Origin of the sequence: Pseudomonas sp. 67(2021), from assembly GCF_017491835.1 — a bacterium.
Classification (GTDB): domain Bacteria; phylum Pseudomonadota; class Gammaproteobacteria; order Pseudomonadales; family Pseudomonadaceae; genus Aquipseudomonas; species Aquipseudomonas atacamensis.
Genome location: NZ_JAFGYL010000001.1, coordinates 442,627 through 465,745, shown reverse-complemented (window position 1 = coordinate 465,745; position 23,119 = coordinate 442,627). Strand labels below are relative to the sequence as shown.

At 59.5% G+C, this 23,119-nt stretch carries 26 protein-coding genes and 1 pseudogene; 8 read left to right on the top strand and 19 right to left on the bottom strand.

Translation table 11 applies throughout. The features are described 5' to 3' along the window. Nucleotides 1-178 precede the first annotated feature (178 nt). From J5M66_RS02160 to exbB, 3 genes are read right to left on the bottom strand one after another with little or no spacing between them, the layout of a single operon-like run. The gene (locus J5M66_RS02160; protein WP_042608108.1) at nucleotides 179-925 is read right to left on the bottom strand and encodes an energy transducer TonB; all 747 of its coding nucleotides are present in this window, start codon (nucleotides 923-925) and stop codon (nucleotides 179-181) included. Continuing rightward, nucleotides 922-1,350 (bottom strand): TonB system transport protein ExbD, encoded by a 429-nt coding sequence (gene exbD, locus J5M66_RS02155; protein ID WP_016772535.1) that lies wholly within the window; start codon nucleotides 1,348-1,350, stop codon nucleotides 922-924. The genes J5M66_RS02160 and exbD overlap by 4 nt, the downstream gene beginning before the upstream one ends. A 6-nt stretch (nucleotides 1,351-1,356) precedes the next feature. Continuing rightward, nucleotides 1,357-2,310, bottom strand: a complete 954-nt coding sequence (gene exbB / locus J5M66_RS02150) for a tonB-system energizer ExbB (protein WP_024014803.1) — start codon at nucleotides 2,308-2,310, stop codon at nucleotides 1,357-1,359. Nucleotides 2,311-2,498: 188 nt separating this feature from the next. On the opposite strand from exbB, the gene J5M66_RS02145 reads away from it, so the two are divergent. Next, nucleotides 2,499-3,356, top strand: a complete 858-nt coding sequence (locus tag J5M66_RS02145; RefSeq protein ID WP_207807570.1) for an SDR family oxidoreductase — start codon at nucleotides 2,499-2,501, stop codon at nucleotides 3,354-3,356. A 140-nt stretch (nucleotides 3,357-3,496) separates the two neighbouring features. On the opposite strand, the gene J5M66_RS02140 is transcribed toward J5M66_RS02145, so the two are convergent. From J5M66_RS02140 to J5M66_RS02115, 6 genes are all read right to left on the bottom strand, one after another. Beyond that, the gene (locus tag J5M66_RS02140) at nucleotides 3,497-4,237 is read right to left on the bottom strand and encodes a hypothetical protein (protein WP_125927416.1); all 741 of its coding nucleotides are present in this window, start codon (nucleotides 4,235-4,237) and stop codon (nucleotides 3,497-3,499) included. 65 nt (nucleotides 4,238-4,302) lie between these two features. After that, nucleotides 4,303-4,683 carry a RidA family protein gene (locus J5M66_RS02135; RefSeq protein ID WP_014340863.1) on the bottom strand — a complete coding sequence of 127 codons (381 nt, stop codon included), beginning with the start codon at nucleotides 4,681-4,683 and terminating at the stop codon, nucleotides 4,303-4,305. Between the two features lie 24 nt (nucleotides 4,684-4,707). Beyond that, nucleotides 4,708-6,813 (bottom strand): bifunctional GTP diphosphokinase/guanosine-3',5'-bis pyrophosphate 3'-pyrophosphohydrolase, encoded by a 2,106-nt coding sequence (gene spoT / locus J5M66_RS02130; RefSeq protein WP_007920338.1) that lies wholly within the window; start codon nucleotides 6,811-6,813, stop codon nucleotides 4,708-4,710. Between the two features lie 57 nt (nucleotides 6,814-6,870). After that, nucleotides 6,871-7,134 (bottom strand): DNA-directed RNA polymerase subunit omega, encoded by a 264-nt coding sequence (gene rpoZ / locus J5M66_RS02125; RefSeq protein WP_008030604.1) that lies wholly within the window; start codon nucleotides 7,132-7,134, stop codon nucleotides 6,871-6,873. Between the two features lie 168 nt (nucleotides 7,135-7,302). Further along, the gene (gene gmk, locus J5M66_RS02120; protein ID WP_039757364.1) at nucleotides 7,303-7,923 is read right to left on the bottom strand and encodes a guanylate kinase; all 621 of its coding nucleotides are present in this window, start codon (nucleotides 7,921-7,923) and stop codon (nucleotides 7,303-7,305) included. Between the two features lie 12 nt (nucleotides 7,924-7,935). Beyond that, the gene (locus J5M66_RS02115; RefSeq protein ID WP_016770639.1) at nucleotides 7,936-8,799 is read right to left on the bottom strand and encodes a YicC/YloC family endoribonuclease; all 864 of its coding nucleotides are present in this window, start codon (nucleotides 8,797-8,799) and stop codon (nucleotides 7,936-7,938) included. 268 nt (nucleotides 8,800-9,067) lie between these two features. Between J5M66_RS02115 and rph the strand changes: the two genes are divergently transcribed. The 3 genes from rph to gltS all read left to right on the top strand — a co-directional run bounded on the left by rph (nucleotide 9,068) and on the right by gltS (nucleotide 11,762). Continuing rightward, nucleotides 9,068-9,790: a ribonuclease PH gene (gene rph / locus J5M66_RS02110; protein WP_206421383.1), complete on the top strand. Its 723-nt coding sequence runs from the start codon at nucleotides 9,068-9,070 to the stop codon at nucleotides 9,788-9,790. A 24-nt stretch (nucleotides 9,791-9,814) separates the two neighbouring features. Then, nucleotides 9,815-10,183, top strand: a complete 369-nt coding sequence (locus tag J5M66_RS02105) for a DUF4870 domain-containing protein (protein WP_016772541.1) — start codon at nucleotides 9,815-9,817, stop codon at nucleotides 10,181-10,183. Nucleotides 10,184-10,553: 370 nt separating this feature from the next. Continuing rightward, nucleotides 10,554-11,762: a sodium/glutamate symporter gene (gene gltS, locus J5M66_RS02100; protein WP_206421384.1), complete on the top strand. Its 1,209-nt coding sequence runs from the start codon at nucleotides 10,554-10,556 to the stop codon at nucleotides 11,760-11,762. Nucleotides 11,763-11,830: 68 nt separating this feature from the next. On the opposite strand, the gene J5M66_RS02095 is transcribed toward gltS, so the two are convergent. Then, entirely contained in the window at nucleotides 11,831-12,610 is a 780-nt protein-coding gene (locus tag J5M66_RS02095) for an exodeoxyribonuclease III (RefSeq protein ID WP_016772543.1), read from the bottom strand. Nucleotides 12,611-12,692: 82 nt separating this feature from the next. On the opposite strand from J5M66_RS02095, the gene pyrE reads away from it, so the two are divergent. Next, nucleotides 12,693-13,337: an orotate phosphoribosyltransferase gene (gene pyrE / locus J5M66_RS02090; protein WP_027616815.1), complete on the top strand. Its 645-nt coding sequence runs from the start codon at nucleotides 12,693-12,695 to the stop codon at nucleotides 13,335-13,337. Nucleotides 13,338-13,478: 141 nt separating this feature from the next. Here the strand turns inward: pyrE and J5M66_RS02085 are convergent, their stop codons facing one another. The 7 genes and pseudogenes from J5M66_RS02085 to coaBC all read right to left on the bottom strand — a co-directional run bounded on the left by J5M66_RS02085 (nucleotide 13,479) and on the right by coaBC (nucleotide 19,114). Then, nucleotides 13,479-13,862, bottom strand: coding sequence for a hypothetical protein (locus J5M66_RS02085; RefSeq protein WP_016772545.1), 384 nt, complete (start codon nucleotides 13,860-13,862; stop codon nucleotides 13,479-13,481). Then, nucleotides 13,849-14,421, bottom strand: coding sequence for a hypothetical protein (locus J5M66_RS02080; RefSeq protein ID WP_123441840.1), 573 nt, complete (start codon nucleotides 14,419-14,421; stop codon nucleotides 13,849-13,851). Before J5M66_RS02080 ends, J5M66_RS02085 begins: the two co-directional genes overlap by 14 nt. Nucleotides 14,422-14,439: 18 nt before the next feature. After that, nucleotides 14,440-14,670: a hypothetical protein gene (locus J5M66_RS02075; protein WP_016772547.1), complete on the bottom strand. Its 231-nt coding sequence runs from the start codon at nucleotides 14,668-14,670 to the stop codon at nucleotides 14,440-14,442. A 208-nt stretch (nucleotides 14,671-14,878) separates the two neighbouring features. Continuing rightward, nucleotides 14,879-15,784, bottom strand: coding sequence for an acetylglutamate kinase (gene argB / locus J5M66_RS02070; protein ID WP_016772548.1), 906 nt, complete (start codon nucleotides 15,782-15,784; stop codon nucleotides 14,879-14,881). A 17-nt stretch (nucleotides 15,785-15,801) separates the two neighbouring features. Then, a pseudogene (locus J5M66_RS02065) lies at nucleotides 15,802-17,205 on the bottom strand (phosphomannomutase/phosphoglucomutase); the annotation flags it as partial. A 239-nt stretch (nucleotides 17,206-17,444) separates the two neighbouring features. Next, entirely contained in the window at nucleotides 17,445-17,900 is a 456-nt protein-coding gene (gene dut / locus J5M66_RS02060; RefSeq protein WP_016772550.1) for a dUTP diphosphatase, read from the bottom strand. A gap of 5 nt (nucleotides 17,901-17,905) precedes the next feature. Further along, on the bottom strand, nucleotides 17,906-19,114 hold the full coding sequence (coaBC, locus tag J5M66_RS02055; RefSeq protein ID WP_123441838.1) for a bifunctional phosphopantothenoylcysteine decarboxylase/phosphopantothenate--cysteine ligase CoaBC: 1,209 nt from the start codon (nucleotides 19,112-19,114) through the stop codon (nucleotides 17,906-17,908). A gap of 133 nt (nucleotides 19,115-19,247) precedes the next feature. On the opposite strand from coaBC, the gene radC reads away from it, so the two are divergent. Next, nucleotides 19,248-19,922 carry a DNA repair protein RadC gene (gene radC, locus J5M66_RS02050; protein WP_016772552.1) on the top strand — a complete coding sequence of 225 codons (675 nt, stop codon included), beginning with the start codon at nucleotides 19,248-19,250 and terminating at the stop codon, nucleotides 19,920-19,922. A gap of 77 nt (nucleotides 19,923-19,999) precedes the next feature. Here radC and J5M66_RS02045 read toward each other — a convergent pair whose 3' ends face one another. Beyond that, nucleotides 20,000-21,589: an ABC transporter substrate-binding protein gene (locus J5M66_RS02045; RefSeq protein WP_123441837.1), complete on the bottom strand. Its 1,590-nt coding sequence runs from the start codon at nucleotides 21,587-21,589 to the stop codon at nucleotides 20,000-20,002. A gap of 446 nt (nucleotides 21,590-22,035) precedes the next feature. Between J5M66_RS02045 and rpmB the strand changes: the two genes are divergently transcribed. Next, entirely contained in the window at nucleotides 22,036-22,269 is a 234-nt protein-coding gene (rpmB, locus tag J5M66_RS02040; protein ID WP_007920377.1) for a 50S ribosomal protein L28, read from the top strand. A gap of 11 nt (nucleotides 22,270-22,280) precedes the next feature. After that, a complete protein-coding gene (rpmG, locus tag J5M66_RS02035; RefSeq protein WP_016772554.1) occupies nucleotides 22,281-22,436 on the top strand; it encodes a 50S ribosomal protein L33 in 156 nt (51 codons plus the stop codon). Between the two features lie 161 nt (nucleotides 22,437-22,597). Here the strand turns inward: rpmG and J5M66_RS02030 are convergent, their stop codons facing one another. Continuing rightward, nucleotides 22,598-22,960: a cupin domain-containing protein gene (locus J5M66_RS02030; RefSeq protein ID WP_071172114.1), complete on the bottom strand. Its 363-nt coding sequence runs from the start codon at nucleotides 22,958-22,960 to the stop codon at nucleotides 22,598-22,600. Nucleotides 22,961-23,119 lie beyond the last annotated feature (159 nt).

The following is a 23,119-nucleotide window of genomic DNA, read 5'->3' as shown; positions in this document are numbered from 1 at the left end:
TTTGCCGCTGGCAGATACGCAAAAGGCACCTTTCGGTGCCTCTTGGCTGGATCTACTGGTTAGCACATCACTTTGTGGGAGCGAGCTTGCTCGCGAATGCGGTATGTCAGACGAAACTGCTCTGACTGACCTGGCGCCTTCGCGAGCAAGCTCGCTCCCACAGGTATTGCGGTGTTGCTTAGCGGCGACGTTCGAGCGAATAAACAAACGGCGCAACAATTTCGATCGAGCCGTTGTTGAGCATGTCGGCCGGAGGCTTGGGCAGCGGTTGCGCGCGGCGGATCATGTCCAGGGTGGCCCGGTCCAGATCAGCGTTGCCAGAGCGGCCCACCAGTTCGAACGACAGCACATTACCTTCGCCATCAACCACGAAGCGCAGACGATTCAAGCCTTCCTTGCCCCGCGACTGCGCACTCTGCGGGTACTTCTTGTACTTCTGCAGATGCGCGAGCAGGGTGCCTTGCCAACTGGCCTTGGCCGCCAACTGAGCCGGCGACGGACCTGGTGCAGGCTGGGCGGATTTCTCCGTCGGTGCCTGGGTCGGCTGGGTATCGGCCGGTTTTTCCTCGGAAGGTTTTTCCTTCGGCGGCTCGGGCAGCTTTTTCTCGACCGGCTTCGGCGGTTTCGGCTTGGGCTTCGGCTTGGGTTTGGGTACCGCGATTTCCGCTTTCGGTGCTTCAGCCAGTTTCGGAATCGGCAACTCTTCCACCGGAGCCGGTGGCTGCGGCGGTGTGACGACTTTCGGCGGAGCCGGCGGTGGCGGGGCAGGCAACGGGGCCAGCTCGACCATCATTGCCTGCGGCGGCAATTCGATGGGCGGGCGGGCAGTCCAGTTCAGCGCCAGCGCGATGGCCAGCGCATGCACGCCCAGCACCACGGCCAGGCTACCGCTGTAACGCGTCAGCTTATGGCGCGTCGTGATCATTTCTTGGCTGCCGTCTCAAGACCGACCAGACCAACCTTCAGGTAACCGGCGGCGCGCAGGCTGTCCATCACGCTCATCAGGTCGCCGTAATCCACGCCTTTGTCGGCCTGGAAGAAGATGGTGGTGTCTTTCTTGCCCTGGGTCTTGGCGTCGAGGGTAGCGCCGAGGGTTTCGGCTTTCACTTCATCGTCACCGAGGAACAGGCGCTGGTCAGCTTTCACACTGAGGAACACCGGTTTCTCCGGCCGCGGCGCCGGTTTGGCGGTCGAGGCGGGCAGGTCGACTTTGATGTCTACAGTGGCCAACGGCGCGGCCACCATGAAGATGATCAACAGCACCAGCATCACGTCGATGAACGGAGTGACGTTGATTTCGTGGTTCTCGGCCAGATCGTCGTCTGCGCCTTCTTTCAAATGCAGGCCCATGGCCGATTACCCCACTTTAACCATGTGCGGCTGCGAGCTGCGCTCAGGCTGGTGGTCGAGATCGCGGCTGACCAGCAGCAGGACTTCTGCCGAGGCATCGGAGACCTGCGCCTTGTAACCGGCGATGGAGCGGGCGAAGACGTTGTAGATCACTACCGCAGGAATCGCCGCAACCAGACCCAGTGCAGTGGCCAGCAGGGCTTCAGCGATACCCGGTGCGACAACGGCGAGGTTGGTGGTCTGGGTTTTGGCGATGCCGATGAACGAGTTCATGATGCCCCACACGGTACCGAATAGACCTACGAACGGTGCGGTCGAACCGATGGTGGCGAGGACGCCGGTGCCGCTGCTCATGTTGCGACCGCAGGCAGCTACGAGGCGCTCAAGGCGGAAGCTGACGCGCTCCTTGATGCCTTCTTTCTCGCGGCTGTTGACCGACAGGCGCATCTCTTCGAGCGCGTCGTGCACCAGCAGGTTGGCGAGAGTGCCTTCTTTACCAGCGGTGGCGCTGGCTTCCTTGAGTGTGGTGGCTTTTTTCAGTGCGGCAATTTCGCCACGCAGACGACGCTTGGCGCCCATCAGCTCGAAGCCTTTGGCGATCCAGATGGTCCAGGTGATGATCGATGCGATGGCCAGACCGATCATCACGATTTTCACGATGATGTCGGCGTTCTGGTACATGCCCCACGGCGACAGGTCGTGGGCCATGCCCAAGGTGTTGTCGGCTTCGAGGACTTCAGGTGCGTCGGCCGCGTCGACAGCCTGCACCGGATCGGTGGCGGCCGGTGCAGCCGGAGCGGCAGCGGGTGCGCTCTGCTCGGTGGCGGCTGGGGTGGCGGGCGCTTGGGCGTCGGCGAAGGCGGCGGTCGGTGCCAGCATCAGGCTGAGCAACAGAGCCGCGACAGCGCTCCAGGCGCGAGGTCGAGTGGTTGGCGAAGCGGGAGTTTGATTACGTGTCATGCTGGCCGGACCTGAGATAGAAAAACGTTGTTGCTCTTCCAGGCCTCGTGAGGCCGAGAACAAAAGTGGCGTGCATTATTGCAAGTAATTCTTGTTAACAAAAGTAATAGAGTAACTTTTTTTCCTTCATTGCTAGCCGTTCGTCCTGTGCCAGAGCTAGTCTGTGCCTTTCCGATGGGAGTTTTCTGATGTCCGCGCCTTCTGTTTTGATTGCCGGTTGTGGTGATGTCGGCAGTCGTCTGGCCACGCAATTGCTGGCGGCTGGCTGGCAAGTCCATGGCCTGCGCCGCGACGTTTCCAAGCTGCCGGAGGGTGTCATCGGCGTCGCCGGCGATCTGTTCAACGAAGAATGCCCGGCGACCTGGCCGGTGGGTGCCGTGGATTATCTGGTGTATTGCGCTGCGGCCACCGACCACGATGAAGAGGGCTACCGTAAGGCCTACGTGCAAGGATTGCACAACGTGCTGAGCTGGCTGGACGACTATGGGCAAGTGCCTGAGCGGCTGATCTTCGTGTCGAGCAGCAGCGTGTACGGCCAGCAGGATGGAGCATGGGTGGATGAGACCTCCGAGACGGTCGCGGCCGGATATTCAGGTCGCTTGATGCTCGAAGCCGAGCAGGTCGCGCTCAATAGCGGCATCCCGGCAAGTGTGCTGCGCCTGACCGGCATTTACGGCCCGGGCCGCGAGTGGCTGCTGACTCAGGTGCGTCGCGGGTATCGCGTGGCAGTCGAGCCGCCGCTGTATGGCAATCGGATTCATGCCGATGATGCAGCGGGGCTGCTGGCGTTCTTGCTGGAAAAAGACCGCGAGGGCGTCAAGCTGGACCAGCTCTATATCGGTGTGGATGACGCGCCGGCGCCGTTGGCTGAGGTGGTGGGCTGGTTGCGCGAGTATCTGGGCGTGACTGAATGGGCCGAAGACGCCAGCGTGCGGCGCACTGGCAGCAAGCGTTGCAGCAATGCGCGGGCGAAAGCGTTGGGCTGGGTGCCGAAATATCCCAGCTACCGCGAAGGCTATGCAGCGATCCTTGAAGGTAAGTGCTGAATTTCCAGCAACACAAAAACCACTGTGGGAGCGAGCCTGCTCGCGAATGCGGTATGTCAGTCATTATCAGTTTGACTGACCCACCGCGTTCGCGAGCAGGCTCGCTCCCACATTTGATCTTCTGAGATTTCGGAGGCAGGTTACTGTTTCTCCAGCAACCACTTGCGCTCACCTGCGGCAAACTGCGGTTGCTCATCCGCTAGCGCAGCGTTCACTGCCTGCAGAATCTCCAGCTCCTTGCCCTTGCGCACAAAGATCCAGTTGTTGCCCTGGCCATTGAGTTGCAGCCACATGCTGTCGTTGCCATTGCTCATCGATGCGCAATCGCCGGCCAGGCACAAGGCATAACGGTCAACGCCCGGCAGGCCGGTTACCTGGCCGTCTGCCTGAAACTGCACAGTGCCGCCTTCACCCTGGCCGCTGGCGATGGTCCAGTTGCCGCCCAAATACGCTGAATACAGAGCGCGTTCGAAGCTGGCACCGATTGGCGCGCCTTCGGGCACGGGGATCTGTGCGCGATCGAAGAGTTGTTCGGGTTCGTTGTCGCTGGCAGCTTGTTGCAGGCGCCCGCCATCGCGTTTCAGTTCGCTCGCGGAGCTGCCGTAGAAGTCGACTTTCCAGGCGCCGGACTCTTCGCCCAGCAGCCGTCCTTCGACGTTCTCAAAACCGTTGGTGTAGCGGGCCTGACCGGCCTTGGTGTTGACGTCCCATTCCAGATTCGGGCCGTAAGCCTGCAGCGCTTCACGCAGGGGGCCGCCCTTGGCGGCGGCATCGATTGCCACCTGATTGATCCAGGTGCCGCTGATGTCACGGTCGGCAGGGTCGCTGGCGCAGCCGCCGAGAAACAGGGCGAGCAGCGAGAGAGCTAGCGCTTTGCGCATGGTGGAATCCTTTCAAAACCTTTTCTTGCAGCAGTCGGCGCGGCGTGGAGGCCGCGCCGTGCGCATCACTCGATGACCAGAATGGCATCCATTTCAACCTGCGCACCCTTCGGCAGGGCGGCCACGCCAATGGCGGCGCGGGCAGGGTATGGCTGGTCGAAGTACTTGCCCATGATCTCGTTGACCTTGGCGAAGTGGCTCAGGTCGGTGAGGAAGATGTTCAGTTTGACGATGTCCTTGAACGAACCGCCGGCGGCTTCGGCCACGGCTTTGAGGTTCTCGAAGACCTGGACGGTCTGGGCTTCGAAGCCCTCAACCAGTTCCATGGTTTTCGGGTCCAGAGGAATCTGGCCCGACATGTAAACGGTGTTGCCTGCCTTGATCGCCTGGGAGTAAGTGCCGATGGCGGCCGGGGCCTTGTCGCTGGTGATGACGGTTTTGGTCATGTAGGACTCCTTGTAATAGGCAGGTTATGCACGCATGCGGGTGATGCGGATCACCCCGGTCAAGGCGCGCAGTTTCTTGATCACGCGGGCCAGGTGCACACGGTCGTGAACGCTGACCACCAACTGCACGACGCTGATGCGACCATCGCGTTCGTCCATGCTGATTTTCTCGATGTTGCCGTCGGCCGCGTTGACGCTGCTGGCCAGCAGGGCGATCAGGCCGCGCTGATGTTCCAGCTCGACCCGCAGCTCGACGTTGAATTCGCCAGTGACATCCTTGGCCCACGAGAGCTGGATGCACTTTTCCGGGTTATGCCTGATTTCGCTGATGTTGCGGCAGTTGTCCAGGTGCACGACCATGCCTTTGCCCGCCGACAGGTGCCCGACGATCGGGTCGCCGGGGATCGGCGTGCAGCACTTGGCGTAGCTGAGCACCAGGCCTTCGGTACCGCGAATCGCCAGCGGACCTTCCGGGCTCGGCAGTTGCTCGCCTTCGCCAAGCAGGCGACGGGCGACCACGTAGGCCATGCGGTTGCCCAGGCCAATGTCTTCGAGCAGGTCTTCGATCAGTTCGAGGCGGTACTCGGTAAGCATTGCCTTGACGCGCTCTGCCGGGATCTTCTCCAGGGAGCTGTCGAAACCGTTGAGCACCTTGTTCAGCAGGCGTTCGCCGAGGCTGATGGACTCGGAGCGGCGTTGTAGCTTCAGCGCATGACGAATGTGCGTGCGCGCCTTGCCGGTAACGACGAAGTTGAGCCACGCCGGATTTGGCCGTGCGCCGGGGGCGCTGACGATTTCGACCGTGGAGCCGCTTTGCAGCGGTTCGGACAGCGGCGCGAGACGACGATTGATGCGGCAGGCGATGCAGCTGTTGCCGACATCGGTGTGCACTGCGTAAGCAAAGTCGACTGCCGTGGAGCCTTTTGGCAGCTCCATGATCCGGCCTTTGGGCGTGAACACGTAGACCTCGTCCGGGAACAGGTCGATCTTCACGCTTTCGATGAATTCCAGCGAGTTGCCGGCGCGTTGCTGCATTTCCAGCACGCCTTTGACCCACTGGCGGGCGCGGGCGTGCGTGCCTTTCGGCTGCTCGTCGCCGCTGGATTTGTACAGCCAATGGGCGGCGATGCCGTTGTTGGCCATCTCTTCCATTTCGCGGGTGCGGATCTGGATCTCGATCGGTACACCGTGCATGCCGAACAACGTGGTGTGCAGCGACTGATAGCCGTTGGCCTTGGGGATCGCGATGTAATCCTTGAAGCGCCCTGGCAACGGTTTGTACAAATTATGCACAGCACCCAATACGCGGTAGCAGGTATCGACCTTGTCGACGATGATCCGGAACGCGTAGACGTCCATGATCTCGTTGAAGGCCCGACGCTTGCCGCGCATTTTCTTGTAGATGCCGTAGAGGTGTTTCTGCCGACCGCTGACTTCGCCCTGGATGCCGTCGATGGCGAGGCAGTGACCAAGGGATTCTTCGATCTTGTTGACGATTTCCTTGCGGTTGCCCCGGGCGCGCTTGACCGCCTGGTAGATCCGCGCGGAACGCATCGGGTGCATGGCCTTGAAGCCGAGGTCTTCGAATTCGATGCGGATCGCGTGCATGCCCAGCCGGTTGGCGATGGGTGCGTAGATCTCGAGGGTTTCCTTGGCGATGCGCCGGCGCTTTTCGCCGGACAGCACTTCCAGCGTGCGCATGTTGTGCAGACGGTCGGCGAGCTTGACCAGGATCACCCGGATGTCGCGCGCCATCGCCATGGCCATTTTCTGGAAGTTTTCCGCCTGCGCTTCGGCCTTGGTCTCGAAATTCATCTGGGTCAGTTTGCTGACCCCGTCGACCAGTTCGGCCACGGTTTCACCGAACTGCGCTTGCAGCGCTTCCTTGGCGATACCGGTGTCTTCGATCACGTCATGCAGCATCGCGGCCATCAGGCTCTGATGGTCCATGTGCATGTCGGCAAGAATATTGGCCACGGCAAGAGGATGCGTGACGTACGCCTCACCACTGCGACGGCGTTGACCGTCATGGGCTTGTTCGGCGTAGAAATACGCTCGGCGGACCAGGTTGACCTGGTCGTTGCCGAGGTAGGTCGATAAGCGATCGGCGAGGGCGTCTATGCTCGGCATGATGATTCCTGCCGAACGCTGTGACCCCGCGCCGTGCTACGTCGACCAGGCATAGGCTTAGACGGCCTCGTTCGACTCGTCCTCGAACGCTGCGAACAGCGGTTCATCCTGGACGATTTCCTGCTCGGCGATGAACTCGTAGCTCATCAGGCCTTCAGCAATTTCACGCAGCGCGACAACGGTCGGCTTGTCGTTTTCCCACTGCACCAATGGCTCTTTGCCGCCGGTGGCCAGTTGACGGGCACGCTTGGTAGAGAGCATGACCAGCTCAAAGCGGTTTTCCACGTGTTCTAGGCAGTCTTCAACGGTTACGCGGGCCATGGTATTCCTCGGAGCGAATGCAATATGCGCGCTGCCCGGTTGGGCGAGCGGACTGAGCAGTTTAAAAAATCACCAGCGATTAGGGAAGCGCTGATTTTTTGACCAGACCCTTCAACGCGCTGCAAGCACCAATGTAAAGCGCTTGCAGGCATTTTGGGAAGTGTTGTTTCAGCCGAGCAATTCAGCCAGCAATTTGCCGAAACGCACTTGCTGGCGTTTCTGTTGCAGCTGATTGGCGCGGAAAATCGCTTTCAGATCGTCCAGCGCATGGGCGAAATCGTCGTTGATGATCAGGTAATCGTAATCGACGTAATGGCTCATCTCGCTGACCGCTTCGCGCATGCGGCCGTCGATGATCTCGTCGCTGTCCTGGCCACGGTTGGTCAGGCGCTGGTGCAGGGCTTGCAGCGATGGCGGCAGAATGAAGATCGAGCGCGCCTGCGGCATCAGCTTGCGCACTTGCTCGGCGCCTTGCCAGTCGATTTCCAGAATCAGGTCGTGACCTTCGTCCAGGGTCTGTTGCAAACGGCTTTGCGAGGTGCCGTAGAAGTTGCCGAAGACTTCGGCGCGCTCAAGGAAGTCGCCGTGCTCGCCCATCTTCACGAACTCTTCGCGGGTCACGAAGTGGTAGTTCACGCCATCCACTTCGCCCGGGCGCATGGCGCGGGTGGTGTGCGAAACGGAAACGCGAATCTCCGGATCGGCGTCGGTCAACGCCTTGACCAGACTGCTCTTGCCCGCGCCCGATGGCGCGGAAATGATGTACAGGGTGCCGGTGTGTTGGGTCATGTCAGGGTAGCCTTACTCAATATTCTGCACTTGTTCGCGCATCTGCTCGATCAACACCTTGAGGTTGACGGCGGCCTGGGTGCTGCGCGGGTCGAAGGCTTTGGAGCCCAGTGTGTTGGCTTCGCGGTTGAGCTCCTGCATCAGGAAGTCCAAACGCCGCCCGGCGGCACCACCGGACTTGAGCACCCGGCGAACTTCGATGATGTGGGTGCTCAGGCGATCCAGTTCTTCGGCCACGTCGCTTTTTTGCGCGAGGATGACCATTTCCTGTTCCAGACGCTGCGGGTCGAGCTCGGCCTTCATGTCGGCGAAGCGATCGAGGACCTTCTGGCGCTGGGTGGCGAGCATCTGCGGCACCAGTTCACGCAGGGTCACGACGTCTTCTTCGATGGACGTCAGGCGGTCATTGATCAAGCGAGCCAGCTCCGCGCCTTCGCGCTCGCGGCCAGCCTTCAGATCCTTCAAGCCCTGATTGAACAGCGCCAGCGCTTCGGCGTTCAGCGCTTGCGGGTCGGTCGCATCGGCCACCAGCACGCCGGGCCAGGCCAGCACTTCCAGCGGATTCAGCGCAGCAGGATTCTTGATCAGCCCGGCAACGGTTTCCGCAGCGGCCACCAGTTGCGCGGCGCGCTCGCGGTCCACTTGCAACGGTTTGCCGGTGCTTTCTTCGGTGAAGCGCAGCGTGCATTCCAGTTTGCCCCGCGACAGGCCCTGACGCAGCGCTTCACGCACGGCGCCTTCGAGATCGCGGAACGATTCGGGCAAGCGCAGGTGCGGTTCCAGATAGCGGCTGTTGACCGAGCGCAGTTCCCAGCTCAGGGTGCCCTGAACGCCGGCTTTCTCGACGCGGGCGAAGGCGGTCATGCTGTGCACCATGGCGGTGACCTCGCAATGCAGATCGGCGCGAAACGCTGTTTCGCAGGCGCGATTTCAATGAATTTAAGCCGACTGGCAGCAAAGGCGCAGGATTGTAGCGCAGTGCGGCGAATGCGCCCAAACACACGGTGTGACAAAGCGCTGCAGCCCGTCGGTTATGCGCGCTTGAGGGGCTTCGGTCGTCGGCCGGCGGTTTTAACCAGTGCCCACTCGCGGTGCAGCGCTCTATAATGCTCGGCAGTTTTCCGTCCTCAGTACAGGTATCCCTATGAAACGTCCAAGTGGTCGCGCTGCCGATCAGCTCCGCTCGATCCGCATCACCCGCAACTACACCAAACACGCCGAGGGATCCGTACTGGTCGAATTCGGTGATACCAAAGTCATCTGCACCGTCAGCGTCGAAAATGGCGTGCCGCGTTTCCTCAAAGGTCAGGGCCAGGGCTGGTTGACTGCCGAGTACGGCATGCTGCCGCGCGCCACCGGCGAGCGTAACCAGCGTGAAGCCAGCCGTGGCAAGCAAGGCGGTCGTACTCTGGAAATCCAGCGCCTGATCGGCCGCTCCCTGCGCGCGGCACTGGATATGTCCAAGCTCGGCGACGTGACCCTGTACGTCGATTGCGACGTGATCCAGGCCGATGGCGGTACTCGCACCGCGTCCATCACCGGCGGCATGGTTGCGCTGGTCGATGCCCTGAAAGTGATCAAGAAGCGCGGCGGCCTGAAAGGCGGTGACCCGCTCAAGCAGATGATCGGTGCGGTCTCGGTCGGCATGTACCAGGGCGAGCCGGTGCTGGATCTGGACTATCTTGAAGATTCTGCAGCTGAAACCGACCTGAACGTGGTGATGACCAGCACCGGCGGCTTCATCGAAGTGCAGGGCACCGCTGAAGGCGCGCCGTTCCAGCCTGATGAGCTCAATGCCATGCTGGAACTGGCCAAGCAGGGCATGAACGAAATCTTCGAATTGCAGAAGGCTGCGCTGGCCGACTGAGATTTTGACCACAAGGAGGACGTGATGAGTGACGAGCAAGAGTTGCTGCCCAAACCGAGCCAGGAGGTTCGCCAGTGGGCGATGTTCTGTCACTTGTCCGCCTTGCTGGGGATCTGGATTCCGTTCGGCAATCTGATCGGGCCGCTGATCCTTTGGCAGATGAAGCGCGAGAAGGACCCGTTCATCGATGCACAGGGCAAAGAAGCACTGAATTTTCAGATCACGGTGGCGATAGCCTCAATGATCTGCTTCCTGCTCATGCTGCTGATCATCGGTTTCTTCCTGTTTGGCTTGCTGGCAATCGCGGCACTGGTCCTGACGATCATTGCAGGGGTCAAAGCCAACGAAGGTTTCCCGTACAGATATCCGTTCACTTGGCGACTGATCAAGTAACAGTCTGTTGTATCGCAATATGGAAATGCCCCGGCTTATCGGGGCATTTTTATTTGTGCAACTCAATAATTGGTTTGTGTTGTAGGACTAGTCTGTTGTCGATGTGCGGTTTGGCATTTATTTATTGATATTTCTCCATTACATCTTTGGTCACAACTGATCGAGCAAGTGCTTATCCCCGTTCTTGTTATTGACGCGAGCGGGTTGTTAAAGTTGCCCGATGCAATGTTTCGATTGAAACATTTCGATATGTTCAAGCCATCGATGGCACTTGAATTCCCCAGTAATCAGTGTTGATAAAATCAGCCGGTTCACCCGTCGAGCCCAGGTAAACGCTCGCCTCGTGAATACTTAGCCAAGAATAATCCACATGATTGAGCTCGATTTCTACGGCACGCTCGTGGCCGCTTCTTTAGTACTACTGCTCGGACGCGGGCTTGTTACGCGTGTCGGCTTTCTGCGAAGTTACAATATTCCTGAGCCGGTAGCGGGCGGCCTGGTGGTTGCCGTGCTCCTGTTGATATTGCGCACTTTCGATATAGAAGTCCGCTTCGATACATCATTGCAAACACCGTTGATGTTGGCGTTCTTTGCCACGATTGGCTTGAGTGCCGACCTTGCCAGCCTGAAAAAGGGCGGGCGCGTCGTCGGCATCTTCCTGCTGGCGGTCATTGGCTTGCTGGTGGTGCAGAACGCCATGGGCATCGGATTGGCAACCTTGCTCGGACTCGATCCTTTGATGGGCTTGCTGACGGGTTCGATCACATTGGCCGGCGGCCACGGTACTGGCGCCGCATGGGGCGCGGTATTCAGCGAGAAATATGGCCTGGCCTCGGCTTCGGAACTGGCGCTGGCCTCAGCGACGTTCGGTCTGGTGCTGGGTGGTCTGATCGGTGGGCCCGTTGCCCGGTTGCTGATCAAGCGCGTGCAAGTGCCAGGTTGCAATCCGCAACAAGCGCCGCGACTGCCAAGAGGTTTTGAACAGCCGAACAAGGAACGTTCGATCACGCCGTTTTCGTTCGTCGAGACGCTGGCGCTGATTGCCGTCAGCCTGCTCGCTGGCAATCTTTTGAATGGTTTGCTGCATGGCACTGCGTTCGAACTGCCGACGTTTGTTTGCGTGCTGTTTGTTGGCGTGGTGTTGCGCAACAGTCTGTCAGCGCTTGGCTTGTATCAGGTATTCGAGCGCGAAGTTTCCGTGCTCGGCAATGTCAGCCTCTCGCTGTTTCTGGCAATCGCTTTGATGTCGCTGAAGCTTTGGGATCTGGCGGCGCTGGCATTGCCGATCTTCATCATCCTGGCCGTGCAGGCGCTGGTCATGGCGCTGTTCGCGATTTTCGTGACGTTCCGGGTGATGGGCAGCAACTACGATGCCGCAGTGCTGGCTGCGGGACATTGCGGCTTCGGTCTGGGCGCCACGCCTACGGCCATTGCCAACATGCAAGCGGTGACGCAGCGCTATGGGCCATCGCAGATCGCGTTTCTGGTAGTGCCGATGGTAGGAGCGTTCTTCATCGATATCGTCAACGTCATTGTGATCAAGCTGTACCTGACCTTGCCATTCTTCGCTGCCGTCTAGAAAGCACGGCGCATAAAAAATGCCCGCATCTCACGATGCGGGCATTTTCTTTGGCTGCGATAGGACGCTTAGATGGTCAGCGTCCAGTCGTAGTCGACGATCAACGGCGCGTGCTGCGAAAACCGTGGCTGACGCGGCAGGCGTGCACTGCGCACCGAGCGACGCAGGCCCGGGGTCAGGATCTGATAATCGAAACGCCAGCCCAGATTGAGCATCTCGGCCTGTTCGTTATCCGGCCACCAGCTGTACTGGTCGCCTTCGCGGCTGACTTCGCGCAGCGCATCGACATAGCCCATGTTGCCGACAATCTCGTCCATCCAGGCGCGTTCCGGCGCCAGGAAGCCTGGAGATTGCTGGCTGTCGCGCCAGTTCTTGATGTCGAGCTTCTGCTGCGCGACGTACAGCGAGCCACAATAAATGTACTCGCGACGTTTGCGTCGCTGTTTGTCCAGGTACTTGCCGAAATCGTCCATGAGCTTGAACTTCTGGTTCAAGTCTTCATCGCCGTTCATCCCCGAAGGAAACAGCAAGGTGGCAATACTGACTTTGTCGAAATCTGCTTGCAGGTAGCGCCCGTAGCGGTCGGCCGTCTCGAAACCGAGACCGCTGATGACAGCCTTCGGTTGCAACCGCGAATACAAAGCCACGCCGCCTTGGGCAGGGACTTCAGCATCGCAGGCATAAAGGAAGTAGCCATCCAGTTGGAAGGCTGGGTCATCCAGTTCAAAGGCGGAGGCACGGGTGTCCTGCAGGCAGATGACGTCGGCATTCTGGGCTTGCAGCCAACTGAGCAAACCGCGCTCGACTGCCGCCTGAATACCATTGACGTTCACACTGATGATCCGCATAAATGGCCCCAAAAATCGCGTGCGTGTATGATACACGGCGTCAAGCTAATTAGCTAAATCCGTGGTATTTGGGGTTTTTTTCATGCAAGCGTATCAGCGCGATTTCATTCGTTTTGCCATCGATCGCGGCGTTTTGCGCTTCGGTGAGTTCACCCTGAAGTCCGGGCGCACCAGTCCCTACTTCTTCAACGCCGGCCTGTTCAACTCGGGTTCGGCCTTGGCCCAGCTGGGGCGTTTCTACGCCGCCGCCATCGCCGAGAGCGGCATCTCCTTCGACGTCCTGTTTGGCCCGGCTTATAAAGGCATTCCGCTGGCGGCCACGACCGCCGTTGCGCTGGCCGAACATCACGACCGTGACCTGCCATGGTGCTTCAACCGCAAGGAAGCCAAGGCCCACGGCGAGGGCGGCAGCCTGGTTGGCGCACCGCTGACTGGCGAAGTCTTGATCATCGACGACGTAATCACCGCCGGCACCGCGATTCGTGAAGTGATGCAGATCATCGCTTCCCAGGACGGCGCCAAGGCCGCCGGTGTGCTGATCGCACTGAACCGTCAGGAGCGTGGCAACGGCGAGTTGTCGGCAATTCAGGAAGTCGAGCGCGACTTCGGCATCCCGGTAATCAGCATTGTCTCGCTGAATCAGGTGCTGGAGTTCCTCGCCGACGATCCGCAGCTCAAACAGCATTTGCCAGCCGTGGAAGCGTACCGCGCGCAGTTTGGCGTGTGACCAATATGGGAGCGAGCCTGCTCGCGAATGGCCGTCACCTGTCAGCGATGTGAGGCACATTAGGCGTTCGCGAGCAGGCTCGCTCCCACAGAAAAAAGACCCGGTTCAGGCAGGCTGAACCGGGTCTTTTTTTGTTGGCGATCAACGCAGATTTCGCCATTTCATCAGCAGTCTCAGCGCCAATGCAGCGTTCACTAGCGCAAACACCAGCAGCGCAACCACCACCATCACGTATAACGTGCGATCCACATCGAAATCCCAAAGGTCCAGCGTGCTGCTGCGCATGATCCCGACTGCTGCCGGCAAGTTAACGTAAAACAGCGCCACGAAAGCGCACGTCAATGGCAATGCTCGCCAGTAGAAAGCAGCCATCACCTTGTCTCGACTGCGCTTGCGGCCCTGCGAACCCTTTTGAAACTCATCCTCAGCCAATGCTTCATTGAGCGCCGGCCACGCCAGATTGAACATGAACGTGGTCAGGGTCAGCAGCAAGCCACTGACCGCGACGATGTCACTGAACGGCATTCAGACCCAACGTTGCACAGAGCAATGCGTGGGAATCTTCGCTGATCTCGAACTGCCCGGCGCTGCCCTTGCGTTTGGTGATGGGTTTGAAGGTTGGCTCGTTTTGGGTGATGAGCATGTTCAACTCATCGCGAATCACGTCCGAGCTGATCACCACCAGAAACACGTTTTGCGCATGTTCGGCGGACTCGATCACTGCGCGCATGCTGTGCTGCAGGATGTCGTCGAGCTGATTGCGAAAACGCGAAACGGTGTTTTTCAGCAGGGTTTTGCTTTGACTCTGGGTCAGTTGAAAGATCGTCGAGATCTGCGATTCGGTCGGCAGGGTTTGCCCGAAGTAACTCTGAATCAGATACAGCAGGCGATCCTGCTTGGCTTCGTCGGCCCGGCTGGGCATGCCGCCCTCGACCAGCATTTTCAGGTATTCGGTCAGGCTGGCCTTGGCGATGCGCTCCAGCGCATGGGCGATTTCAGCGTCGCCGATGCGCAAGGTCTTTTTTACCGGTTCCTTTTGTTCCTGCTCGAAAGCATCGGCGTCGATCGTGAACGAGATCTGCATGGCTCAAGCGCTCCGGAATTATTTTTTGCTGGCAGCCGGCTTTTCGGATTTTTCCGGGTATGGATCTTGTGGGGCGTCACCCTGGCCGGTGAGGGTTTTCCACCCGTTCAGGACATGCGCCGTTTTGCGAAACTGCGGGCAGGGCGGCATTGAAGTCTTGGCTTGATTGGAATAACGATGACCGCAGTCCACGCATTCGTAGGTGCCTGCTGAAACATCGCTGCCGTAGGGAACGTAATCTTTCTGCATGAGTAAATCTCCGTTGGATGAGAGGAAGATCCTATGGAGATTTATTCTGAAGGGATGTCGGACGTTTCGCTGTGTGGAGTCAGGCTTTTCCTGCGCGCATAAAAAGATCGCAGCCTTCGTCAGTTCCTACAAAAGCGGATTCTCGCGTGTGCGAAATCCCTGTAGGAGCTGTTGAAGGCTGCGATCTTTTGCTTTCAGCGATCAGCCATCAAGGACGCTTGCGATTACTGATCAGCGTGCCCACACCGGTATCAGTGAAGATTTCCAGCAGGATCGCGTTCGGCACACGACCGTCGATGATCAACGAACTGCCAACCCCACCCTGAACCGCTTCCAGTGCGCAGCGGATCTTCGGCAGCATGCCGCCGTAGATCGTGCCGTCAGCGATCAGGTCGTCGACCTGCTGCGTGCTCAGGCCGGTCAACACGGTGCCCGACTTGTCCATCAGGCCGGCAATGTTGGTCAGCAGCATCAGCTTTTCAGCTTTCAGCGCTTCGGCAACCTTGCCCGCCACCAGATCGGCGTTGATGTTGTACGACTCGCCGTTCTCACCGACGCCAATCGGTGCGATGACCGGGATGAAGTTGCCTTTGACCAGCAGATTCAACAGCTCGGTGTTGATGCCGACGACTTCGCCAACGTGGCCGATGTCGATGATTTCCGGCTGGGTCATCTCCGGGGTCTGACGGGAGACGGTGAGCTTTTTCGCCCGGATCAGCCCGGCATCTTTACCGGTCAGGCCGATGGCGCTGCCGCCATGGCGGTTGATCAGGTTGACGATGCTTTTGTTGACCTGACCGCCAAGGACCATTTCCACCACGTCCATGGTCGCCGCGTCGGTGACGCGCATGCCGTCGACGAAATGGCTTTCGATCGACAGGCGCTTGAGCAGGTCACCGATCTGCGGGCCGCCACCGTGCACGACCACCGGGTTGATGCCCACGGCTTTCATCAGCACGATGTCGCGGGCGAAGCCGGTTTTCAGCTCCTCGCTTTCCATCGCGTTGCCGCCGTATTTGATCACCAGGGTCTTGCCGACATAGCGTCGGATGTAAGGCAGCGCTTCGGACAGGACCTTGGCAGTGTTGGCGGCGGCTTCGCGTTCGAGGGTCATTCAGGGCTCCGGGTGGATCAGAACGGTAGTTGGAGATCAGGTGCAACGCGTTTCAGTTGGGCGTGGAACACATCCTTGATGCGCTGCAATTCAGCCTCGTCATCGGCCTCGAAGCGCAGCACCAGCACCGGTGTGGTGTTGGACGCGCGCACCAGGCCCCAGCCTTTGGCGTAATCGACCCGCACGCCGTCGATGGTGGTCAGGTCGGCGCCTTCGCCCCACTGAGCATCGTGCAGTGCATCAATGATGCTGAATTTGCTCTCTTCGGTCACATGGATATTGATTTCCGGCGTGGAAATATCGTTCGGGAAGGTCGCAAACAGCTCTTCCGCAGTGGATTTTTCCTTGCTGAGAATCTCCAGCAGACGTGCGGCGCTGTAGATGCCGTCGTCAAAACCGAACCAGCGCTCCTTGAAGAAGATGTGTCCGCTCATTTCGCCGGCCAACAGCGCGCCGGATTGTTTCATTTTCTTTTTGATCAACGAGTGACCGGTCTTCCACATTAGCGGCCGACCGCCGTATTCCTTGATCAGCGGCACCAAACGGCGAGTGCATTTGACGTCGAAGATGATTTCCGCGTCCGGGTTGCGCGCCACTACGTCGCGAGCGAACAGCATCAGCAGACGGTCCGGGTAGACGATACTGCCGGTGTTGGTCACCACGCCGACGCGGTCGCCGTCACCGTCGAAGGCCAGGCCGATATCGGCGTTGGTTTCCTTGACCTTGGCGATCAGGTCGACAAGGTTTTCCGGTTTGCCCGGATCCGGGTGATGGTTAGGGAAGTTGCCGTCGACTTCGCAGAACAGCGGGATGACTTCGCAGTTCAGCGCTTCGATCAGTTGCGGGGCGATCACGCCGGCCGCGCCGTTGCCGCAGTCGACCACGACTTTCAGGCGGCGGGCCAGTTTGATGTCCTGAACGATTTCGGTGTTGTAGCGGTCGAGGATTTCGACCTGAGTGACGCTGCCCTGGCCAGTGCTCAGGTCGTTGTTCTTGATGCGCTCGTGGAGCACCTGAATCTGCTCGTTGGCGAGGGTGTCGCCGGCGATGACGATTTTGAAACCGTTGTAGTTCGACGGATTGTGGCTACCGGTGAGCATCACCCCGGACTTGCCGGCCAGTACGTTGGCCGCGTAGTACAGCGCTGGCGTTGGCACCAGGCCGACATCGCTGACGTGGCAGCCGCTCTCGGCGATGCCGCGAATGAGTTCCGCGACCAGCTCCGGGCCGGACAAGCGGCCGTCGCGACCGACCGACACATTCGGTTCGCCCTGGGCCAGGCTCTGCGAGCCGATGGCACGGCCGATCCAGTAGGCGGTTTCGCCGTTGAGGAATTCCGGCACGGTGCCACGAATGTCGTAGGCGCGGAAAATACTGTCAGGCAGCTTCGGGGCGATCTTGGCGGGGGTGCTCATCTGTGGACATGCTCCATCTCGAAAAGGGCGGGACAGACCGACGAATGATTCGACGGCAGGCTCAAACTGAAGGGTATGACGGCGTTTTCCACAGAGAGTTCGTGCCATGAAAGGGCCATGACGCCCCGGCTGGCGTGGCTTTGGGCCGGCAAAACCTTGATTTACGGTGTTAAAACCTGCTGCCGATGTAGCGCATTTTTTGTGGTGAGGGGATAAATCCCCTCACCACCATAATTTCTATCCGGTTATTTGGTGCCAGTGTGGCCAAAGCCGCCGGTACCGCGCTCGGTCTCGACAAACTCTTCAACCATTTCGAAATGTGCTTGCACTACCGGTACCAGCACCAATTGCGCCAGGCGTTCGCCGACGGTCATGGTGAAGTCGCTCTGGCCGCGGTTCCAGCAGGAAACCATCAGCGGGCCCTGGTAATCGGAGTCGATCAGGCCGACCAGATTGCCCAGCACGATGCCGTGTTTGTGGCCCATGCCCGAGCGCGGCAGGATCAGTGCGGCGAGATTCGGGTCGCCGATGTACACCGACAGGCCGGTGGGGATCAGCACGGTTTCACCCGGCTTGATCACGATGTCCTGTTCCAGCATGGCGCGCAGGTCGAGGCCGGCGGAGCCCGGCGTGGCGTATTGCGGCAGCGGGAATTCGGTGCCGATGCGTGGATCGAGGATCTTGGCTTGCAAAGCGTGCATGTAAGTTAAACCTGGTTCAGACGTTCGGCGATTAAAGTGACCAGTTGGCGAGCGATCTTGCTCTTGCTGGTCTGGGCGAAAACCGTGGCGTGCAGCTCACGGTCGATGACGCTGCAGGCGTTTTCTTCGCTGTTGAAACCGATGCTCGGGTTGGCGACGTCGTTGGCGACAATCAGATCGAGATTCTTGTCCTTTAGCTTGCGTGCAGCGTAGTCGAGCAGGTGTTCGGTTTCGGCGGCGAAGCCGACACTGAACGGACGGTCGGGACGGGTCGCGATGGTGGCAAGGATGTCCGGGTTGCGCACCATTTGCAGGACGAAGCCGTCACCGCTCGTAGGATCTTTCTTGAGTTTATGCGGAGCTACTACTTCCGGGCGGTAGTCCGCCACCGCTGCCGACGAGATGAACACGTCGCAAGGCATGGCCGATTCGCAGGCGGCGAGCATGTCGCGGGCGCTGACCACATCGATCCGCGTCACGCGATCAGGCGTCGGCAAGTGCACCGGGCCGCTGATCAAAGTGACACGGGCGCCGGCTTCCACGGCTGCTTCGGCGAGGGCAAAACCCATTTTGCCGGAGCTGTGGTTGGTGATGTAGCGCACCGGGTCGATGTTTTCCTGAGTCGGGCCGGCGGTGATCACCACATGCTTGCCGGTCAGGGCCTGGCGCTGGAAGCAATCGGCGGCGAGCAGCGCCAGATCGGTGGCTTCCATCATGCGGCCCATGCCGACGTCGCCGCAGGCCTGGCTGCCCGAGGCCGGGCCGAAAGTCTTCAGGCCACGGCTCTCCAACAGTTGCAGGTTGGCCTGGGTCGCCGGGTCGCGCCACATCGCCTGGTTCATCGCTGGCGCGACAGCAACCACAGCGTCGGTGGCCAGCACCAGCGTGGTCAGCAGATCGTTGGCAATGCCTTGGGCCAGGCGGGCGATCAGGTCGGCGGTGGCCGGGGCGATCAGTACCAGATCGGCCCATTTCGCCAGCTCGATATGGCCCATGGCGGCTTCGGCGGCAGGGTCGAGCAAGTCGAGGTGAACCGGGTGGCCCGACAGGGCCTGCATGGTCAGCGGGGTAATGAATTCGGCGCCGCCATGGGTCATGACCACGCGCACTTCGGCACCCTGGTCGATCAGGCGGCGAACCAGATCGGCGCTCTTGTAGGCCGCAATGCCGCCGCCGACGCCCAGAACGATGCGTTTCCGATACAGCCGCTGCATAGGTCTGCCTTTCATTTCGTTGATGACTGCGGTGCGATGCCCCTCCCCAGGGTTGAATCGACCGCCAAAAAGATGGGCTACGATATCACAGCGACCGCTACGGAACAGCGGCGCCCACAGACAAGGAGGTGCTATGAGTATTCGCGATTGGCCGGCGGCGGAACGGCCGCGGGAAAGGCTGTTGGAACACGGCGCAGGGAGTCTTTCGGACGCTGAGCTGTTGGCGATTTTTCTGCGCACCGGATTGCCCGGAAAAAGCGCAGTCGACCTTGCCAGACATCTGCTGACGCAATTCGGTGGCCTGCGTTTACTGCTTGAGGCCGATCAGGACGCATTCAGCAAACAAATGGGCCTCGGCCCCGCCAAGTTCGCCCAGCTGCAAGCCGCGCAGGAAATGAGCAAGCGCCATCTGGCCGAGCGCTCACGACAGAAGCCGGCACTGGAGAACCCCCAGGTCGTCCGCGATTACCTCAAGGCGATGCTGCGGCATGAGCCGCACGAGGTGTTCGGCTGCCTGTTTCTCGATTCAAAGCATCAGGTGCTGAATTTCGAGGCGCTGTTTCGCGGCTCGATCGACAACACCAGCGTGCATCCTCGGGAGGTGGTGAAGCGCGCGCTGGCCAATAACGCCGCAGCGGTGATCCTGTGTCACAACCATCCGTCCGGCAACACCGATCCGAGTCAGGCCGATCGGCTGCTGACCAAACGCCTGCAGAAAGCGCTGGAGCTGATTGACGTGCGAGTGCTCGATCACTTCATCGTCGGAGACGGCGAACCGCTGTCGATGGCGGAGTGTGGCTGGATGTAAAAGAGCAGCGGCAAGCCTCTAGCTGCGAGCGGCATGCTGGAGCTGCGCGCGGAGTGCTCTAGCTTGCCGCTTGCCGCTTAGGGCTTGAGGCTGGTCTTGGAATAATCCTGCCGGCCGAACGGGCTGACGGAATAACCCTGAACATCCTTGCGCGTCAAAGCGTAGGCCGTCGGGTGCGCCAGTGGCAGCCACAACGCCTGCTGCTGGATCTGCGCCTGTGCCTGTTCATACAGCTTGGTGCGCACGCCTTGCTCGCTGGTGGTCTTGCCGGCGCTGATCAGCTTGTCCAGATCGGCGTTGCAGTACCGCGCAAAGTTGGTCCCGGATTTCACCGCCGCGCAGGAAAACTGCGGGGTGAGGAAGTTGTCCGGGTCGCCGTTGTCGCCGGCCCAGCCCATGAACAGCAGGTCGTGTTCGCCGGCCTTGGCGCGGCGAATCAGTTCGCCCCACTCGATCACACGGATCTCCGCCTGGATGCCGATCTCGGCCAGATCCGACTGCAGCATCTGCGCGCCGAGACTTGGGTTCGGGTTGAGCAGGCTGCCTGATGGACGCGTCCAGATTGTGGTCTGGAAGCCATCCTTCAAGCCGGCCTTGGCCAGCAGCGCCTTGGCTTTGGCCACGTCGTGTGGATAGCCCGGCAGGTTCTTGGCATAGCTCCAGGTGTTCGGCGGGTACGGGCCGTTGGCCGCTTCGGCGGTGTCTTCGAACACGGCTTTGATGTAGTTGGCCTTGTCGAAAGCGAGGTTGATCGCCTGGCGCACTTCCGGTTTGTCCAGTGGCGGATGCTGGCTGTTGATGCCCACGAAAGCGGTCATGAACGCGTCAGTCTTTTCGACTTTCAGCGTCGGCTCCTTCAGCGCAGCCTGTACGTCCAGTGGTTTTGGCGACAGGGCGATCTGGCATTCATTGCGTCGCAGCTTTTGCAGGCGCACGTTGGCGTCCGGCGTGATGGCGAAGATCAACGGGTCGACCGCAGGCTTGCCACGGAAATAGTCCGGATTGGCCTTGTAGCGAATCGCCGCGTCTTTCTGGAAGCGATTGAACACGAACGGGCCGGTGCCGATCGGCTGGCTGTTGAGTTTGTCAGTGGCGCCGGCCTTCATCAGTTTGTCGGCATATTCGGCGGAATAGATTGAAGCGAAACCCATGCTCAGCGTGGCGAGGAAGGTCGAATCCGGATGGTCGAGGGTAAAACGCACGGTCAGCGGGTCGAGGGCGTCGATCTTCTTGATCAGGGTCGGCAGTTGCATCGACTGCGCATGGGGGAAGCCGCTCTGGGCGACCTTGTGCCACGGGTTGGCCGGGTCAAGCATGCGGTCGAAGCTGAATTTGACGTCCTCGGCACTCAGCTCGCGGCTCGGCTTGAAGTAGTCGGTTGTGTGAAATTTCACCTGCGGGTGCAGTTTGAACACGTAGGTCAGGCCGTCGGTGCTGACTTCCCAGCTGTCGGCAAGGCTCGGGATGACCTTGCCACTGGCGGTGTCGAAATCCACCAAGCGGTTCATCAGTACGTCAGCCGAAGCATTGGTGGTGGTCAGCGAGTTGTACTGCACCACGTCGAACCCTTCGGGACTGGCCTCGGTACACACGCTCAACGCGGCGGCCTGGGCGAGGGGGCTCAGCAACAGCGGAGCGAGTAACAGGGGTAGGGCAGCGAGGCGCATGGTCGGTTTCCTTTACAGATCGAAGGCCCATCTGCAAGTGCAGTCTGGAAAAGTCCTACCCTAGAGCTCTGAATTGCAAATGACTATCCCCTTTTTGCATTTTCAGGCGCACTCTTGCGCGGTTTCGAACGTGGGCAGCCAGATGAAAAGTCTGAATCGGCTGTAGGGCGGGATTTCTGCGACGAGTGGTCAAAACTGGCCGCAGCCTTTGTCCAAGGCGTCTGCGGCGGAAAAAATCGCCCTTTTGCCGATTGATTGCACACCGATTGTTGTGGCACCCCGGTCTTTCTGGTATAAAGCAGCGCTCTTTTCTAGGGGCCCGGTTCCTTCACTGTAGGTGTAGCCGGTAAGACCTCTAAAGAAACGCGGCGCCTGGCGCCAAATGACTGAGAGATTAAGCGGCCAACCCATGCCGGGTTGGGCATGTGGTTTTAGAGGGCTGAGGCATGTCGAGAGTATGTCAAGTTACCGGTAAGGGTCCGGTGACTGGGAATAACATTTCCCACGCAAACAACAAAACCCGTCGTCGTTTCCTGCCGAACCTGCAGCATCACCGCTTCTGGGTTGAAGAAGAGAAACGTTTTGTGCGTCTGCGCGTATCTGCCAAAGGCATGCGTATCATCGACAAGCGTGGCATCACTGTCGTGCTCGCCGAACTTCGCCGCGATGGCAAGATTTAAGGGAGCTAATCATGCGTGAATTGATTCGTTTGATCTCGAGCGCCGGTACTGGTCACTTCTACACTACCGACAAGAACAAGCGTACTACCCCGGACAAAATCGAGATCAAGAAATATGATCCGGTTGTTCGCAAGCACGTGATGTACAAGGAAGGCAAAATCAAGTAATTGATTTTTCCTGACTGCGAAAAAGGCCCGTATCGTGAGATACGGGCCTTTTTTGTTTGCCTTGCATTTGGTGTTGCCTGTCCTGCGCTCCCACAATGGAATACGTTCGAATGTGGGAGCGAGCCTGCTCGCGAAGAGGCCGGTGGAATCAGCGCAAAGACTCAAGCCTTCTGTTCAAAGATCACATAAACCTTGCGGCAAGCCTCCAGCACTTCCCAGGTTCCGCGAAACCCTGCCGGGATCACGAAGCGATCACCAACGCGCAAGGTCTTGGCATTGCCATCGCTGTCACGCAATACCGAAACCCCCTGCAGAATCTCGCAGTACTCATGCTCAGTGTAATTCACCGTCCACTGACCTACCGCGCCTTCCCACACACCCACGCCCATTTGCCCACAAGGGCTTTCGTATTGATGAAACACCGCCTGCTCAGGATCGCCCTTTAGCACTTTCGCCGGGTCCGGCCGATAGCGCTCGGCTTCGCTGCTGGCGAGGCTGATATCGACGACGTTCTGGATGTTCATTGTTGTTTTCTCCGCTAGTGACGGCGCATTGGCTGGGATGGGCCAAAGTCTATGTTTATTAAAATGAACACCGCAAGGCCGTATGGCCAGCTTATGTCAAATATATTGAAACAAACCCGGTCGCTGGTTTAGGGTGGCGGGTGCCTCGGGCCGAAAGTG